Below are 15672 nucleotides of genomic sequence, written 5' to 3' on the forward strand. Positions count from 1 at the left end.
GTTTTTCGCGGCACATTACGGATCATGCCAGCTTCGATACAATCTCCTCCTGACGTTTCCGGATCAGGTCGCCGGAAGACCCTTGAACAGGTCCTGTTCGAAAACGATACGAACGGCCTCAAGCGCAGCCTGACGGCGACCCAACTGGTCATCCTCGGCGTCGGGTCCACGATCGGCGCTGGCATCTATGTCATGACCGGCACGGCGGCGGCCGAATATGCCGGTCCGTCCGTTCTGATCTCTTTCGTCATTGCCGCCCTCGCCTGCCTGTTCACGGCGTTTTCCTACGGCGAGCTGTCCTCGACGCTGCCTGTCTCGGGATCGGCCTATTCCTACGCCTATATCTCAATGGGCGAAAAAGTGGCCTGGATGGTCGGCTGGCTGCTGCTTCTGGAATACGGCATATCGTGTTCCGCCGTTGCCGCCGGTCTTTCAGGCTATGCCAGTTCCCTTCTGGGCATCACCGGTTTTCATATCCCTGCGGCCTTGACCCATGCGACGCTTCAGCCTGTTGCAGGCACGGCCGGAGCACAGATCAGCGCAGGATGGCGCTTCGACCTGATCGGCTTCGTAGCAACGCTTCTCGTCACGGCCCTGCTCGTGCGCGGCATCGAGGAATCAGCCCGCGTCAACACCATGATCGTGGCGCTCAAGGTCGGCGTTCTGTTCGTCTTCGTAGCGTTTGGGATCGGTGCCATCAATCCGGCGAACTGGCATCCGTTCATCCCCCCCAGCGAAGGTGGGTTTCATTATGGCGTGCGCGGTATCTTTCGTGCGGCCTCAGTCATTTTCTTTGCCTATGTCGGGTTTGAAGCTGTTTCCACCGCTTCTGCCGAGGCCCGCAATCCCACGCGCGACGTGCCGATCGGCATTATCGGCAGTCTGCTGATCTGCACGGTCGTCTATATGATCGTCGCCACGGTCCTGCTCGGGATCGTACCCTATCGTGAGCTGGACGTGCCCGATCCGCTCGCGATTGCCGTGAAGATCATGCATACGCCCTGGCTGGCCCTGCTGGTCAATATCGGGGCCACGATCGGTCTGTGCTCGGTGCTGATGGGCCTGATGTATGCCCAGTCCCGCGTTCTGCTGACCATCAGCCGCGACGGCCTGATCCCGCAGATCTTTTCCGTCATCCATCCTCAGCTCCGCACACCGTGGATCGGCACGATCGTACTTGGCCTTGCCGTTGCCCTCATCACCGCGACACTGCCGATCGACATCATCAGCGACCTCGTATCCATCGGAACAGCAGCTGCGTTCGGAATTGTCTGCTTTACCGTGATCTGGCAGCGCAACACACGCCCGGACATTGTTCGCCCCTTCAGTGTCCCGCTGGGCGGTATCCGTATCCGCGGGTTCTGGATCGGTACGACACCTGCGCTGGGCATTCTGTTCTGTCTGGTGATGACCATCCCGCTGGTTTCAGACATGGTCAGCGCCGTCAGAAGCGGCAATCCAGTGCCGTTGATCCTTCTGGTGACCTATCTGGTTCTGGGCATCGCAACATACGTCTTCTACGGTCGCAGACACTCCAAAATGCGCCCCGAACTGCCTTTAGTCTGACGACATCGACGTGCTGCCCATTCCGGGGCCCATATAGCTTCCCGGCGGCGGCCGTCCGATCGGGGGCGCCATCTGCTCCCACGGGTCCTGCCCGCCCGGACCGGGCGGCATCATGGAAAAACGCGAACGTGGCAGTGCTTCGGGGCATTCATCACGGATCCGGGCGATGATCTTCTCACGGATATCACACCGCAGATCCCAGCTCTGAAGCGCCGTGCGTGCGCTGGCGATGATGCGGATAGACATAACATGCGCGTTGCAGTCGGCCACCTGCACGTCGAACACGCGCCCGTCCCACAACGGGCAGCCCCGCACGATCTCATTCAGCATCTCACGGATTTTATCCATCGGCGCCTGATAATCGACCCACAGAAACACCACACCGATAATGGCTGCTGAATTATGCGTCCAGTTCTCGAACTGGTTCTCCAAAAAATACGAGATCGGCACGATATGCCGCCTCCAGTCCCAGACACGCAGCACCACATAAGTCGCGTTGATTTCTTCCACCCAGCACCAGTCGCCATTGATGATGATCAGATCTTCCATGCGGATCGGCTGCGTGAGTGCAATCTGTACGCCTGCGATCAGGTTCGTCAGAAGCCCCCGTGCTGACAGGCCGACGATCAGGGACGCCGCACCCGCTGAGGCGAACAGTGACAGTCCGTACTGCTTGACGGACGGGAACAGCATCAGGGCCGATGCTACCGTCACAATCCCCACCAGAATCTCTGTCAGCCGCCGCAGGACGCGGATCTGCGTCTGGTGTGAACGGATCATGATGTCGTCAGTCTGCTCCCGCGATGCGAGGCGGTTGAGATAGACCTCCGTCATGATCCGGAAGACCATGATCGCCGAGAAACCGAAGGTCAGGATCAGCAAAAAGAGCAAAGAGAGCTGAAAGTTATCTTCCTGCGCCGCCGTAAAACCTGTTGCAGCCGGGAGCGCTGAAAGCATGGCCAGCAGGGCGACCATCAGCCGCGTCGGCCTGCGCAGGGACGAAACGATACGCCGGATCAACGCGGCCTTGCGCGATCCCGGGATTTTCAGAAGCTGTTTCGTGACAAGATTGCCGCAATAGAACGCCAGCACCCCCACTACCACAAGCATCAACACCGAAACGACGGACGCTGGAAGCCAGGTGAAATAGGATCTTATGGCAAACAGGGTGCTGACAAAGTGCTGCATCACCAGATGAAAGACTCCTTGTATCGAGAGAAACTGAAAAAGCCCTGAAGGCCGGATTGATTGGAAAACCGTGACACCTCAAATGCCACGGGCAGCCGCAGGAATGCGACCCGTAAAAAACATCTTATTTTATGCCGCATTTTCCTGAACCTAACGTGTTGACACCCGGAAAGATCCCCCTTAAAACCCCGCCACAACGCCGGTTCGACCGGCAGGATGGCGGTGTAGCTCAGTGGTAGAGCAGGGGAATCATAATCCCTTGGTCGGCGGTTCAAATCCGTCCACCGCTACCATTCTTTTCCCTAAAAATTCGTTTTTTCTGACCCATACGCTGCTGCGTGAGGTCATTTCCTGTAATCTACGGGACATGATCAAAAAACCCCTCGCCGTCGTGACCATGATTTATAATGAGCCTGAGCATCTTCAGGTCTGGCGACGTCATTATGGCGCACAGGCCGGGGAAAGCGCCTGTTATGTCATCGATCACGGTTCAGATGACGGGTGTACAGCCCATCTCGGACAGGTGAATGTCGTTCGAATTCCCCGCTCTCCACAGGACGACGAACGCCGCACCCGGGCGATCGGAAAATTCTGTGACAGTCTGCTCGAATGGTATGACAGCGTCATCTATACGGATGTGGACGAAATCCTCCTCGCGGACCCCGCTTTCGTCCCTTCCCTGACTGAATTCGCGCTGCTGAACCGAAGCCCCGTGGTCACGGCGACAGGCTTTGACGTCATCCACCGTCCGGATGAGGAAGGCCCATTCGACTACAGCCGTCCCGTCTCTTTACAGCGCCGCCATCTCCGCTTTTCGAGCGCGATGTGCAAACCGGTCCTCACCCGCATTCCCATCACCTGGGCTCCGGGTTTCCACTGTTGCGAAGAAGCCGTCCCAAGCCTCTCCGCCCCCCTTTTCCTATTCCATCTGCGCTATGCCGATCTGGGATCGGGTCTGGCGCGGCTGGAACGGACCCGCAGGCAGCCCTGGGTATCGGAAGACGTCGGACGTCATCAGCGCCTCGACAATACGGACTGGGAAAATATGCTGCTTGGAATGGCAGGACTGCCCAGAACGGAAAGCACGCTCGACCATCGAGACGAGCGCCTCATGCAGTGGCGCCAGCAGGTCGAGGACAGCACCCAGACGCGCCTGAACGACCTGTACCGCCTTGATCTGCATCTGAGCGGAACAGAACTCTGGCGCCTGCCAGACCGCTTCGTAGGGCGCGTCTGAGGCACAAAAAAACCGGCTCCTTACGGGCCGGTCTTTTTGAGGCGCTGAAGACAGAACGTCTTATTCTGCTTCGACTTCCGCCGCACGACGATCATGATCTTCATCGGAGGAACGCTCCGAAGCATAGTCCCCTTCCTGCTCGGATGACGGGGCCTCGTCTTCACCGCGCTCGCCGCGCGATTCACGACGGTCTTCGTAAGCCCGCTGCCGCTGCTGCTGGCGCTCGTTACGTTCCTGCTGGCTTTTCTCAGCGGCCTGATTCATGGCGTTGAGAATACGGAAATAATGCTCCGCATGCTGGAAATAGGCTTCTGCAAGAATGCGGTCGCCAGTTCCGGTTGCGTCGCGGCCAAGCTGGAGATACTTCTCGAACAGCTGCTGCGCCGTACCGCGGACCCTGAGATCAGGCCCGTTACTGTCAAACACATGGTTGCGGTTCAGAGGTGTCTGGGCATTACTGCTGCTACGTGACGGCCCACTGCCCGCACGATGATGCCGGCCTCTTATGCGCTTCATATTCATCGACCCGTGATGCACTTTCATGATGACGTGGACCGTTCTGCAAGCACAGAAAGTTCCGACCGCCGCTATCGAAAAAGACGTCTGTCTGTTCCGCTATGGCTGAACCCGGCTCAGCCAGTCTTCCATCGTCAGTGCAGGATGACATGAACGATGGGCAAAGATACGCCTGAGAGTGTCTGTAAAACACCTTCAAATTCGTATGCATTGGCTTTAGCCATACCAAGTTCCGTCAGTCAAGCCAACGGTTTTTCGTTATCTCACGCCACTGTCTGCCTTCTTATGCAGGCAAATGCAGAACCAGCGCTCTTTCCACCCCCCCCAGATCTTTCCGACGCCCTACGTCCCGCAGTCCGTTTTGCACTCCAAGCGCAGACACATCATCGATCTGTCCGATCCCCATCTCAAAGATGGCATGCCCTCCCGGCACCAGCAGATCCGGCAGGGCTGCACACAGAATACGATACGCTTCAAGCCCGTCTGGTCCACCATCAAGAGCCCGCGCGGGTTCATAACGCACAACTTCGGGCATCAGATCCGACAGATCACCGGTCTCGATATAAGGTGGGTTGGAGAGCACGATATCGAACCGGGCATTCAGGGCTTCCGCCCAGCTTCCGGCGAAAAAAACACTCCGTGGCCCAAGCCCCGTACGAAGGGAATTGCGTCGCGCCAGAGCCGCAGCCCGAGGAGACAGATCAACGCCCACGCCTGTTGCCTGAGGGTATTCCGATAGGGCGGCGAGCAGCAGACAACCCGTTCCCGTGCCCAGATCCAGAATAGACAACGGTGCATCCCGATCAGGGTGGATATCCAGCAACGCTTCGATCAGGGCCTCGCTGTCGGCACGGGGGATCAGCGTGTCGCGCGCCGTCTCCAGCTCCAGTGTCCAAAAGCCCGTCTCGCCCGTGATGAACGCCAGGGGCTCCCGATTCAGTCTGCGTGTCAGGGCATCGGCGAATCGTATCTGCTGGACGTCATCCACGCCATCCAGAGACAGCAATCCACCCAGATCCCGTCCTGTTGCCCAGCACAGCAGAAGCCGCGCTTCGCGACGCGCATCCTCAATCCCGGCCTGCTCCAGCGCCTGTGAGGCCTCGCGCAAAAGATCATCTTTGGCCATCATCTTCAAAGCGAACCTGCTATAGTTGGTGTCATGACGTCCAAACGTGCATTCCTCTTTTCCGCCCTGCTGCTTGGCTGCACACTCACGCCTGTTCAGGCACAGTCAGACCTGTCCAGAGAACTGCCCCCGTCCTTTACGGTAACGGACGAGCGTGCGCCCGAAGAAATTTCGGAAGTCTCGCGCCTCTATCTGGATGGCAATCTGGTTGCAACATTCAGACTTGGGCTGTCCAAGGCCCATGAGACGCAGACCATCGCGCTGCCGGTTGGCCGTTCCGACGTGGATTACGCCCTGTGCGGCGAAATCACCATTGTCCGGAATGGCCATCAGGAAACCCATCAGGTGAGCAGCGAAGGCCAGCTCCACCATCCTGAAGGCCATTCGCTCGACGCTGTGGGCAGCAATAATTTCACGGACTTCTTTCTGGTAGATTACGACGATGCCGCTGTTGCAACCCACCGGCATGGGCGTGCTGCCGTCTGCGCGACACCCAACACCTGAGGTTCAGAACCCTGCGGCGGCGAGCAGTTCCGTCTGTTCTTCCCGGGTCAGGGCGTCGATGATTTCGTCGAATTCACCGCTCATGATCCGGTCGATCTTGTAGAGCGTTAGATTGATCCTGTGGTCCGTCACGCGACCTTGCGGAAAATTATAGGTCCGGATGCGCTCCGAACGATCCCCCGTCCCGACCTGTGATTTCCGATCTGCGGCCCGCGTGGCATGAAGCTGTGCACGCTCGCGTTCGTAAAGCCGCGCGCGCAGGATCTTCAAAGCCTTGGCCTTGTTCTTGTGCTGGCTTTTCTCTTCCTGCATCGCCACCACAATGCCGCTGGGCATATGCGTAATGCGGACTGCACTTTCGGTCTTGTTGACGTGCTGACCACCCGCACCTGACGCCCGATAAACGTCAATCCGCAGGTCATCGTCATTGATCGTGACATCAACCTCTTCGGCTTCCGGCAACACAGCAACGGTCACAGTCGAGGTATGGATGCGGCCTTGGCTTTCCGTGGCCGGAACGCGCTGCACGCGGTGCACGCCGGATTCGTATTTCAGACGCGCGAAGACCGAGCGGCCTGAAATGGTCGCCATGCCTTCTTTAAGACCCGCAACTTCGTTTTCGGAATATTCCATGACTTCGAAACGCCAGCCATTTTGCTCGGAAAAGCGGCGATAAGCATCGAACAGTTCCGCGGCGAACAAACCAGCCTCGTCGCCGCCAGCGGCAGGTCGAATTTCAAGAATGGCGCTGCGCTCATCCGCCGCATCCTTCGGCAGAAGCGCCAGACGCAGGGCATGCTGAAGATCGGGCAGGGTCGCCTCGATCTCTGCCAGCTCCATCTGCGCCAGTTCACGCATTTCCGGGTCGTCCAGCAGGGCCTGCGCTCCGGCTTTCTGCTCTTCCGCGCTTTTCCAGGCCTGAATGGACGCCACCACCGGCTCCAGTTCGGCATACTCCTGCGACAGACGGGTGAAATCCTCACCCGTCAGATCGCCGGAAGACATCAGGGCCTGAACTTCCTCTGAGCGTGCGACAATCCGCTCAAGCCTGTCGTCAAATGCCATACGCTCAGGCGCGTCCTGCGCTCAGGAGCCGCACAAGGTCCGTAACCGGAACTTCCTGCTGCTCGCGGCTGGACAGATCCCGAAGCTGAACGACGTCCTTGGCGATTTCCTCATCGCCCAGAACAATCGCGTGGGATGCGCCGGACTTCACCACGCGCTCCATCCGCTTTTTCAGATTGCCGCGCGTTTCGATCTCCGCCCGTAATCCGGCAGAACGCAGCGCGCGCGCAAGCGACGCAGCTTTCAGAACAGCCGGATCGCCCATGGGCACCAGCGTAATTCCCGCCGGAAGCTCCGGTGCGCTGTCCAGCAGCATTGCAAGACGCTCGATTCCGCCAGCCCAACCGATTGCCGGGATGGCCGGACCACCCATCTGCTCGACCAGCCCTTCATACCGGCCACCGGCCAGCACGGTGCCCTGAGCCCCCAGCTTGGACGTCACGAACTCGAAAGCCGTGTGGCTGTAGTAATCAAGACCACGGACGATACGCGGGTTTTCAACGAAGTCCACGCCGAATGCCTGAAGGCTGTCGCGCAATGTGTCCCAGAACTTGCGGGACTCATCGTTCAGATAGTCCGCAAAGGCCGGGGCATCGTCGAGCAGTTTGCGGTCCTGCTCGGACTTGCTGTCCAGAATCCGCAGCGGATTGGCTTCGAGCCGGACCCGACTTTCTTCCGACAGCGCATCCGCATGATCGCGGAAATAGGCGACCAGTGCTTCACGCCAGGCCTGACGGCTGGCCAGATCACCAAGCGTGTTGAGTTCCAGCGTGACGTGATCGCCCAGACCAAGCTCACGCAGGATATCCTGCGCCATGGCGATCGTCTCGGCATCGCGCAGCGGACTTTCCGCACCGATCAATTCCGCACCGATCTGATGGAACTGGCGGTAGCGTCCCTTCTGCGGGCGTTCGTAGCGGAACATCGGCCCGTGATAGAACACCTTCTGCGGCAGGGACTGCGTCAGACCGTTCGTAACAAGCGCGCGGCAGATCGCCGCCGTGCCCTCGGGACGCAGGGTGATGCTCTCACCGCCGCGATCCTCGAACGTATACATCTCCTTGGACACGACATCGGACGTCTCGCCGAGCGTGCGCGAAAAGACGCGCGTGTCCTCGAAGATGGGCGTGCTCCATTCCTCGAACCCATAGGTCCGCAGAACCCGGCGTGCCGTCTCCACGACATGGTGATGGCGGCGCATCGTCTCGCCGATGAGGTCGTGCGTCCCGCGAGGGGGCTGAAGTCCGGACATCAGTGCGCTGCCGGGTCCATCTGCTTGGCCGTGGAGGCCTCGACCTTGCCCGCTTCGATGTCTGCGACCTTCTTTTCCACGAGGTCCACAATATGCTCGATCATGTCGCCACCCGGCATCGTGTGATCCTGACGACCGGCCGCATACACCATGTGACGACCATTGCCACCACCGGTCACGCCGAGATCGGTCATCAGTGCCTCACCGGGGCCGTTCACAACGCAGCCGATGATGGACAGCGTCAGCGGCGTCTTGATGTGCTGGAGGCGATCTTCCAACGTCTGGACCGTCTCGACAACATTGAAGCCCTGACGGGCACAGGACGGGCAGGAAATGATCTTCACACCGCGATGACGCAGGCCAAGGGACTTCAGGATATCCCAGCCAACCAGAACTTCCTCTTCCGGTGCGGCCGAGAGCGACACACGCATTGTATCGCCCACGCCAGCCCAAAGCAGATTGCCCAGACCGATGGAGGACTTCACGGTACCCGCACGCTTGGAGCCTGCCTCGGTAATGCCGATATGAAGCGGGTGGTCACAGCAATCCGCAAGCTGCTGATAGGCCGCAACCGCCATGAACACGTCGGACGCCTTCACGCTGATCTTGAACTCGTGAAAATCGTGGTCTTGAAGGATCTTCGCATGCTCCAGAGCGCTCTCGACCAGAGCTTCGGGGTTGGGTTCGCCGTATTTTTCAAGCAGGTGCTTTTCCAGCGAACCGGCATTCACGCCGATGCGGATGGAGCAGCCATAATCCTTGGCGGCGTTCACGACTTCCCGCACGCGCTCGGCGCTGCCGATATTGCCCGGATTGATTCGCAGGCACGCAGCACCGGCCTTGGCGGCCTCGATGGCGCGCTTGTAGTGGAAGTGGATGTCCGCAACGATGGGGACGTTCACTTCACGGACGATTTCCGCAAGAGCCTCGGTGCTGGCCTCGTCCGGACAGGAGACGCGGACGATGTCCACGCCAGCCAGTTCGGACAGGCGGATCTGGTCGATCGTGGCCTGTGCGTCCGACGTCAGGGTATTGGTCATGGTCTGCACGGAAATCGGGGCATCACCACCGACCGCGACCTTGCCGACATGGATCTGGCGCGACTTGCGACGTTCGATGTGCTGATACGGACGGTAGCTGCTCATGATTTACCTCTTCGTGCCCGGTGGAAACCGGAAGCTCTAACGCAGGGGGCTGTATTTTCGGGGCACTGAGCCCCCCTGACGGATATAAGGGTTTAATGCGGTGGCGACGATTGTTCCAGCGGCTGATGTTCAAGCTGCCGGGCATTCAGATCATCGGCCGAAACGTCACGCTCTGGCGATGGGGTTTTGTGCGGAACAGGTGCCGGAGCCGGTTTTGCAGCCACAGACGGCACGAGAGCCGGTGCGTCCGTGGCGGCTGGTGATTGGGGGGCACTGGGCTGAACCGGTAGGGCCACACCCGATCCGAATGAGCCGGAACGGATGGCATCGGCCGTCACCTCGACATTGCGCCGGACCTGCCCTTCCCGACCCAGAGGCGCGCTGGTCGCCCCCGCCGTGGTCAGCACCACACCACCCGCATTGCCGAACGACATACGGAAAGGCGCACCTGCCGGATCGCCCTGCCAACTTTCGCCCGGCTGCATCACGCGAGAGATCAGGACGTGCCCGTCCTTGTCCCGGACCTGCGTCCAGACGTGCGACAGTGCCCGCACGACAACAGCTCCCTCTGGAACAGCCGGAGGCAGATCCGTAGCCGGCTGTCCGGGTGTCGGAGCTTTTTCAGGCGCAACGGTCTCAGCCGGAGGCGTTGGGACAGTTGCATCATCTTCATCAGGCGACGGAGCCGGTGGTACAGCCTGTTCCGGTGCAGACGCAGGCAGGTTTTGCGGAACCGCAACCGTCTGCACAGGGCTGGAAACTGTTGGCGGCCCAGCAGGAGTGGGCGACGCGACGACCGGAGTATGAGGTTCGGGCGTGGGTGCGCGTCCAGGCATGACGGAGGCGACCTGGGGGGAGGTCGTGGCAGGAGTTGCCGCACCCGGCATCAGTTCTGCCACGGCTGGAACCTGACGCTGCGCCGGTGTGTCGTGTGCCGTAAAACGGTACCAACCAACATAGGCCACAGCCACGACCACCAACCCGGCACCGACCAGCACGCCAACCGGCAGCCCCCGATCCCCTTCGGGTTGCGGGAAAACCAGCTCCGTCTTGCGTGTCACGGCACCACGCGTATCGCGCCGAAAACGCTCGACCAGCGCGTCCGCATCAAGCTGCATGGCGTGTGCATAAGTCCGCAGGAAGCCGACGGCATAAGCCACACCCGGCAGCCCCGAAAGATCGTCCGCTTCAAGCGCTGCCAGAAGTTTCGGGCGGATTCGCAGCCACTCCGCCACGTCTTCCAGCCGCCATCCCAGTTCCTCGCGACGCTCGCGCAGCACCTTTCCAACACTGGGCTGGTCAGAAGACTGCGATAACGGGCGGCTGGAGGACGGAGAGGACATAACCGGATGATCCGTTAGCTGGCAGCGTGAATACGGGTTTCGCGCTGCTTTATGGCATCAACGGCCTGCTGCACCAGCGTCGCAAGAATATCGGCGACCGGACGGATTTCCTTGACCATGCCGACGGACTGACCGGCCATGACGGAACCCGTTTCCACGTCCCCTTCGATAACGGCACGACGCAGCGCACCGGCCCAGTAGTGCTCGATCGAGAGCTGCGCTTCTTCCTTGGTCAGTTCGCCGCTCTGGAACTTCTGAAGCGCTTCGCCCTGAAGACGGGCGTAACGACGACCACCCTCATTCGACAGGCCCCGAACCGGAATGACCGGGAACAGTTCATCAAGCTGGACGGTCGTCACGGCATCACGGGCATTGGCGCGCAGGAAGGCTTTTTTGAAGTTCTCATGCGCGATGCTTTCCTCGGATGCTGCAAACAGCGTTCCGAGCTGCGCCCCAGCGGCTCCCTGCTCCAGATAGGACAGGACGGCATCACCACGTCCAAGACCACCAGCCACAAACACCGGCACATCGCGGATATGGGGCAGGATTTCCTGCGCCAGAACCGTCAGAGACACGGGCCCGACATGGCCGCCCGCTTCCGAGCCTTCAATCACGAGAGCCTCGATGCCCATCCGCACCAAACGCTTGCCCAGAGCCAGAGCAGGCGCAAAACCGATCGCCCGTGCCCCGCCATCGCGCACCTTGCGGATCGTGGCACTGTTCGGCACCCCGCCTGCGAGCACGATGTGAGAGACGTTATGCGCCAGACACACATCCACCAGTCGGTCCAGTTCGGGATGCATGGTGATGAGGTTCACCCCGAACGGGCGCTTCGTCATTGCCTGCGTGGCAACGATTTCCTCTTCCAGACGCTCGGGAGACATCGCGCCACAGGCGATGACACCAAACCCGCCAGCGTTGGAAATGGCCGAGACGAGATGCCGCTCACTAACCCAGGACATAGCGCCGCCGAGGATCGCAACGTCGCTTCCAAGGAAGTCACAGCCCGGCTTCCATAGCCGGTCCAGCGTCGCGCGGGCGTCCAGAGCCTCGCCCCGGGTCTCGTTCGGGGTCTCGATCAGGGTTTCGCTCACGCGTCGGCTTCCTCTTTGGCATCCAGCCCATAAGCCGTGTGCAGTGCGCGCATGGCCAGTTCAGTATATTCGGAATCGATCAGAACCGAGATCTTGATCTCGCTCGTGGAAATGACCTGCACGTTGATGCCGCGATCGGCCAGTGTGCGGAACATCCGCGCGGCCAGACCGGCATTCGAGCGCATCCCGATGCCCACGACACTGATCTTCACCACGTTATGGGACGTGATCAGTTCGCCATACTGGACGTATTCGCGGGCCTTCTCCAGCACGGAGCGGGCAGCGGCCTCGTCAGCCTTGCTAACCGTGAAGGTCATGTTCGTCAGATTGTCCACGCCAACGCTCTGGACGATCATGTCGACATTGATGTTCGCAGCGGCCAGCGGATCGAAAATCGCGGCAGCGATGCCCGGACGGTCCGGAATGTTCCGTACGGAGATTTTCGCTTCGTCATGCGAGTTGGCAATCCCCGCAACCAGTTCCTTCTCCATGATCTCGTCCTCATCAACAACAATCGAACCACTGTCATCATCCGTCTCGGCGAACGATGACAGCACCCGCACCCGGACATTCTCGCGCATGGCGAGACCGACACTGCGGGTCTGAAGTACCTTGGCGCCTACGGAAGCCAGTTCAAGCATCTCTTCGTAAGTGATGCGATCCAGCTTCTTTGCGCGTTTCACGATGCGCGGATCGGTCGTGTAGATCCCGTCCACGTCGGTATAAATATCACATTGATCGGCATGGATGGCAGCCGCGACGGCCACGGCGGAGGTATCTGATCCACCGCGCCCCAGCGTTGCGATCCGTCCATCAGGCCCTACGCCCTGAAAACCTGCGACAACCGGCACGACATCGTCATCCAGACAGGCCAGCAGCGCCGTGCCGTCCACGCTTTCGATAGCAGCTTTGCCGTGGGCGTCGTCCGTCACAAGCGGGATCTGCCAGCCCTGAAACGACCGCGCTTTCACGCCGAGCGCCTGAAGGGCGATGGAGACAAGTCCGCTCGTCACCTGCTCGCCTGCGGCCACCACGGCATCATATTCCTTCGGATCGGCCAGCGGATCGAGTTCCGCACAATATCCGACCATCCGGTTCGTCACACCCGCCATCGCCGATACAACAACCGCCACGCGGCGTCCGCGGTCATGCTCCGCCTTCACCCGTTTCGCAACGTTCCGGATACGCTCGATATTTCCGACGGATGTGCCGCCAAATTTCATGACAACCGTCTTCCGTTTCTCAATTTCGCCAGTCATGGCGGCATGAGGATCGGCACGACCGGAAAGCTGGTCGTGGACGGGAGTATCGGGCATGGACATCGCGGATAAGGCTCCAGTACGTGTCTGGCGTTGCGCGCTCGGGTCTGGCATCGGGTACCGCAAAACACCCGGCGCCTGAACAGACTCTGCCGGTCCACATACTCGTCTCGCTCCGCCACGTCCAGATGACGCACGGCAGACAGGCACACAGAAGGACAGTTCTGATGCCCACAGAAACATCTCCGGGACAGGATTTCAGACGTTCATCCGTTTCGGAATCCGAAATTGCCCATTTCAGCGCCCTGGCAGAAGACTGGTGGAATCCGCGCGGCCCCATGGCCCCGCTCCATGCCATGAACCCCTTACGAACCGAATGGGTCAGCCGTCACGTTGCCCCGCTGCGCGCCGCGTCCGCCGGACCTCTGAGCCTGCTCGATATCGGCTGCGGCGCGGGTCTGGCCAGCGAGGCCTATGCCAAACTCGGGTTTGAAACGCTTGGAATCGATGCCAGCGCCGCCGGTATCCGGGCAGCCGAAGCGCATCTGGCCCAACATCCCCTGCCGCCTGAAGCCGCGCCCCTGTCTTATCGCAATGGCAGCGCGGAAGACCTTGTTGCAGAAGGGACGCGGTTCGACGTCGTCAATGCGCTTGAAGTCATCGAACACGTCAATGATCCGCAGGAGTTTCTGCTCATGCTGGCTACGCTGACGAAGCCGGGCGGAATGGTCGCCGTGTCCACGCTCAACCGCACGCCGCGCTCTTTCGCTATCGCCAAACTCGGTGCGGAATATCTGCTGCGGATGCTCCCCGTGGGCACGCATGACTGGAAGAAGTTCATCAAGCCGGACGAACTGGCCGCCATGGCCCGACAGGCCGGTCTGCGGATGCTGGACATCGCGGGTATGAGCTATGTGCCGTTCAAATGGCGCGAGAGCCGAGACACTGGCATCAACTACATCGCGATTTTCCGCAAGGACTGAACAAAAAAGGCGCTTGCAGCGGGATCATCCGCCGCAAGCGCCTTAGCCGGAGAAACAGCCGATCAGGCCTGCGTGTTCATGAACGCGAAGGTCGTCGGGCTTCCGACTGGCGTGAAATTATTCGTAAACGCAATTTCGCCCGTCTTTTTGTCTACCCGGAACGAAGTCACGGCATCTGAACGCTGGTTGGCGCAGAACAGGAACGTTCCGGACGGATCGAACATCAGGGCACGGCCATAATCCGCGTGCATCCAGACTTCGTCCTGAAGCGTGAGTGTTCCGTCGGTACCGATGGCAAACACGGCCAGCGAATCACCGAGCCGGTTGGAGACGTAAACGAACTTTCCGCTGGCCGAGATCAGGATTTCCGCCGCAAGCGTCGAGCCACGGAAATGCGACGTGACCGTACTGACCGTCTGGATATTGCTGATCGCGCCGGTGACCGGATCGAAGTTGGAAACAACGACCTTCGAATCCTGTTCGCACAGATTGTACAGAATCCGACCGGAATGATTGAACTGGAAGTGGCGCGGCGCTGAGCCCGGTTCCATGTCGTAATACGGCGTCTTGGCCGGGATCAGCTTGCCCGTATCGAGGTTCAGCGTCCAGACATACACCCGGTCCAAACCTGCATCATCGGCCAGCACGAATTTTCCGCTTGGATCGGAATGGATCATGTGGGGATGCGAGCCCGAATGATCGGAAACGGCAAAATTACCCTGCGGATTGTCCGCAGCGCGCTCCGGCTGGCGCGGGCCTGTGTTGTGAACCACGTCCGATGCTTCGCCCAGAGACCCGTCCGAACGGATGGGCAGAACCGCCACATTTCCACCGACATAATTGGCCACCAGCACATAGCGGCCCGAATGGTGAATGCTCACATAAGCCGGAACAGCGCCCATTGAGCTAACGACATTCAGCTTGCGCAGCGAACCGGTTTTGGGGTCGATGGCAAACGCCGTGACGGACCCGTCACCATTCTTGTTGAAATCGTCGATTTCGCTCAGCGCATAGAGGAAGCGCTGGTCTTTCGAGATCGTCAGGAAAGATGGGCTGGCGATATCGGTGAACGTCGTGATCGGCGTCAAAACGCCCGTTTCGCGGTCCATGTCAAAAACGGCAATGCCCTGCCCGTTTCCGGTTCCGCCGCCCGGGGGGCCGTGTTTCGTATATCCGCCGACAAAGCAGATCGTTTTCGAAACCTGCTTCGGTGGCGGAGGTGGCGTGGGAAGCGTCTTCTCAGGATCGGCGGCACCAGCAATACCAGTACCGGCAGCCGCAACACCGGCAACCAGTCCGACCGCAAAACTGCGGCGGGAAACAGGGTGGGACATGATGGGTCTGCATTCCTTTCGATGGGGCAAAGATAACGTCCGGGCCATGATGCAGGTTTC

The 15672-nt window shown here is 60.0% G+C and carries 14 protein-coding genes and 1 tRNA gene; 5 read left to right on the forward strand and 10 right to left on the reverse strand.

Annotated elements, in window-relative coordinates:
* The first annotated feature begins 24 nt into the window (after positions 1 to 24).
* Positions 25 to 1566, forward strand: coding sequence for an APC family permease (locus tag GKO01_RS06845; protein WP_099286403.1), 1542 nt, complete (start codon positions 25 to 27; stop codon positions 1564 to 1566).
* Here GKO01_RS06845 and GKO01_RS06850 read toward each other — a convergent pair.
* Complete coding sequence (locus GKO01_RS06850) at positions 1558 to 2757, reverse strand: mechanosensitive ion channel family protein (RefSeq protein ID WP_099286404.1); 1200 nt, start codon at positions 2755 to 2757, stop codon at positions 1558 to 1560. The two genes, GKO01_RS06845 and GKO01_RS06850, sit on opposite strands and share 9 nt — an antisense overlap.
* Positions 2758 to 2972: 215 nt before the next feature.
* On the opposite strand from GKO01_RS06850, the gene GKO01_RS06855 reads away from it, so the two are divergent.
* Positions 2973 to 3047, forward strand: a tRNA-Met gene (locus GKO01_RS06855).
* Positions 3048 to 3121: 74 nt separating this feature from the next.
* The gene (locus GKO01_RS06860) at positions 3122 to 3991 is read left to right on the forward strand and encodes a glycosyltransferase family 2 protein (RefSeq protein WP_099286555.1); all 870 of its coding nucleotides are present in this window, start codon (positions 3122 to 3124) and stop codon (positions 3989 to 3991) included.
* A 60-nt stretch (positions 3992 to 4051) separates the two neighbouring features.
* On the opposite strand, the gene GKO01_RS06865 is transcribed toward GKO01_RS06860, so the two are convergent.
* Positions 4052 to 4513, reverse strand: a complete 462-nt coding sequence (locus GKO01_RS06865; RefSeq protein WP_244901375.1) for a DUF4167 domain-containing protein — start codon at positions 4511 to 4513, stop codon at positions 4052 to 4054.
* Positions 4514 to 4790: 277 nt separating this feature from the next.
* Positions 4791 to 5636, reverse strand: coding sequence for a peptide chain release factor N(5)-glutamine methyltransferase (gene prmC / locus GKO01_RS06870; RefSeq protein ID WP_099286405.1), 846 nt, complete (start codon positions 5634 to 5636; stop codon positions 4791 to 4793).
* 30 nt (positions 5637 to 5666) lie between these two features.
* On the opposite strand from prmC, the gene GKO01_RS06875 reads away from it, so the two are divergent.
* On the forward strand, positions 5667 to 6137 hold the full coding sequence (locus tag GKO01_RS06875; RefSeq protein ID WP_099286406.1) for a hypothetical protein: 471 nt from the start codon (positions 5667 to 5669) through the stop codon (positions 6135 to 6137).
* Positions 6138 to 6140: 3 nt separating this feature from the next.
* Here GKO01_RS06875 and prfA read toward each other — a convergent pair whose 3' ends face one another.
* The 6 genes from prfA to GKO01_RS06905 form a co-directional block, all read right to left on the reverse strand.
* The gene (gene prfA, locus GKO01_RS06880; RefSeq protein ID WP_099286407.1) at positions 6141 to 7202 is read right to left on the reverse strand and encodes a peptide chain release factor 1; all 1062 of its coding nucleotides are present in this window, start codon (positions 7200 to 7202) and stop codon (positions 6141 to 6143) included.
* Between the two features lie 4 nt (positions 7203 to 7206).
* Entirely contained in the window at positions 7207 to 8454 is a 1248-nt protein-coding gene (gene hisS, locus GKO01_RS06885; RefSeq protein WP_099286408.1) for a histidine--tRNA ligase, read from the reverse strand.
* On the reverse strand, positions 8454 to 9599 hold the full coding sequence (gene ispG, locus GKO01_RS06890) for a flavodoxin-dependent (E)-4-hydroxy-3-methylbut-2-enyl-diphosphate synthase (RefSeq protein WP_062031453.1): 1146 nt from the start codon (positions 9597 to 9599) through the stop codon (positions 8454 to 8456). Before ispG ends, hisS begins: the two co-directional genes overlap by 1 nt.
* Positions 9600 to 9691: 92 nt before the next feature.
* Positions 9692 to 10942, reverse strand: coding sequence for a helix-turn-helix domain-containing protein (locus GKO01_RS06895; protein WP_099286409.1), 1251 nt, complete (start codon positions 10940 to 10942; stop codon positions 9692 to 9694).
* 14 nt (positions 10943 to 10956) lie between these two features.
* Positions 10957 to 12036, reverse strand: coding sequence for an NAD(P)H-dependent flavin oxidoreductase (locus tag GKO01_RS06900; RefSeq protein ID WP_244901366.1), 1080 nt, complete (start codon positions 12034 to 12036; stop codon positions 10957 to 10959).
* Positions 12033 to 13358 (reverse strand): aspartate kinase, encoded by a 1326-nt coding sequence (locus tag GKO01_RS06905; RefSeq protein WP_099286410.1) that lies wholly within the window; start codon positions 13356 to 13358, stop codon positions 12033 to 12035. Before GKO01_RS06905 ends, GKO01_RS06900 begins: the two co-directional genes overlap by 4 nt.
* Positions 13359 to 13522: 164 nt before the next feature.
* Here GKO01_RS06905 and ubiG point away from each other — a divergent pair, with 164 nt between their 5' ends.
* Positions 13523 to 14278, forward strand: coding sequence for a bifunctional 2-polyprenyl-6-hydroxyphenol methylase/3-demethylubiquinol 3-O-methyltransferase UbiG (gene ubiG / locus GKO01_RS06910; protein WP_099286411.1), 756 nt, complete (start codon positions 13523 to 13525; stop codon positions 14276 to 14278).
* A 62-nt stretch (positions 14279 to 14340) separates the two neighbouring features.
* On the opposite strand, the gene GKO01_RS06915 is transcribed toward ubiG, so the two are convergent.
* Positions 14341 to 15612 carry a lactonase family protein gene (locus GKO01_RS06915; protein WP_099286412.1) on the reverse strand — a complete coding sequence of 424 codons (1272 nt, stop codon included), beginning with the start codon at positions 15610 to 15612 and terminating at the stop codon, positions 14341 to 14343.
* Positions 15613 to 15672: the final 60 nt, after the last annotated feature.

This window comes from Gluconobacter kondonii (genome assembly GCF_002723995.1).
Taxonomy (GTDB): Bacteria; Pseudomonadota; Alphaproteobacteria; order Acetobacterales; family Acetobacteraceae; genus Gluconobacter; species Gluconobacter kondonii.

Coding starts and splice junctions, on each gene's coding strand:
- GKO01_RS06845 (WP_099286403.1), top strand. CDS start 25: ATGCCAGCTTCGATACAATCTCCTCCTGACGTTTCCGGATCAGGTCGC.
- GKO01_RS06860 (WP_099286555.1), top strand. CDS start 3,122: ATGATCAAAAAACCCCTCGCCGTCGTGACCATGATTTATAATGAGCCT.
- GKO01_RS06865 (WP_244901375.1), bottom strand. CDS start 4,513: ATGAATATGAAGCGCATAAGAGGCCGGCATCATCGTGCGGGCAGTGGG.
- prmC (WP_099286405.1), bottom strand. CDS start 5,636: ATGATGGCCAAAGATGATCTTTTGCGCGAGGCCTCACAGGCGCTGGAG.
- GKO01_RS06875 (WP_099286406.1), top strand. CDS start 5,667: ATGACGTCCAAACGTGCATTCCTCTTTTCCGCCCTGCTGCTTGGCTGC.
- prfA (WP_099286407.1), bottom strand. CDS start 7,202: ATGGCATTTGACGACAGGCTTGAGCGGATTGTCGCACGCTCAGAGGAA.
- hisS (WP_099286408.1), bottom strand. CDS start 8,454: ATGTCCGGACTTCAGCCCCCTCGCGGGACGCACGACCTCATCGGCGAG.
- ispG (WP_062031453.1), bottom strand. CDS start 9,599: ATGAGCAGCTACCGTCCGTATCAGCACATCGAACGTCGCAAGTCGCGC.
- GKO01_RS06895 (WP_099286409.1), bottom strand. CDS start 10,942: ATGTCCTCTCCGTCCTCCAGCCGCCCGTTATCGCAGTCTTCTGACCAG.
- GKO01_RS06905 (WP_099286410.1), bottom strand. CDS start 13,358: ATGTCCATGCCCGATACTCCCGTCCACGACCAGCTTTCCGGTCGTGCC.
- ubiG (WP_099286411.1), top strand. CDS start 13,523: ATGCCCACAGAAACATCTCCGGGACAGGATTTCAGACGTTCATCCGTT.
- GKO01_RS06915 (WP_099286412.1), bottom strand. CDS start 15,612: ATGTCCCACCCTGTTTCCCGCCGCAGTTTTGCGGTCGGACTGGTTGCC.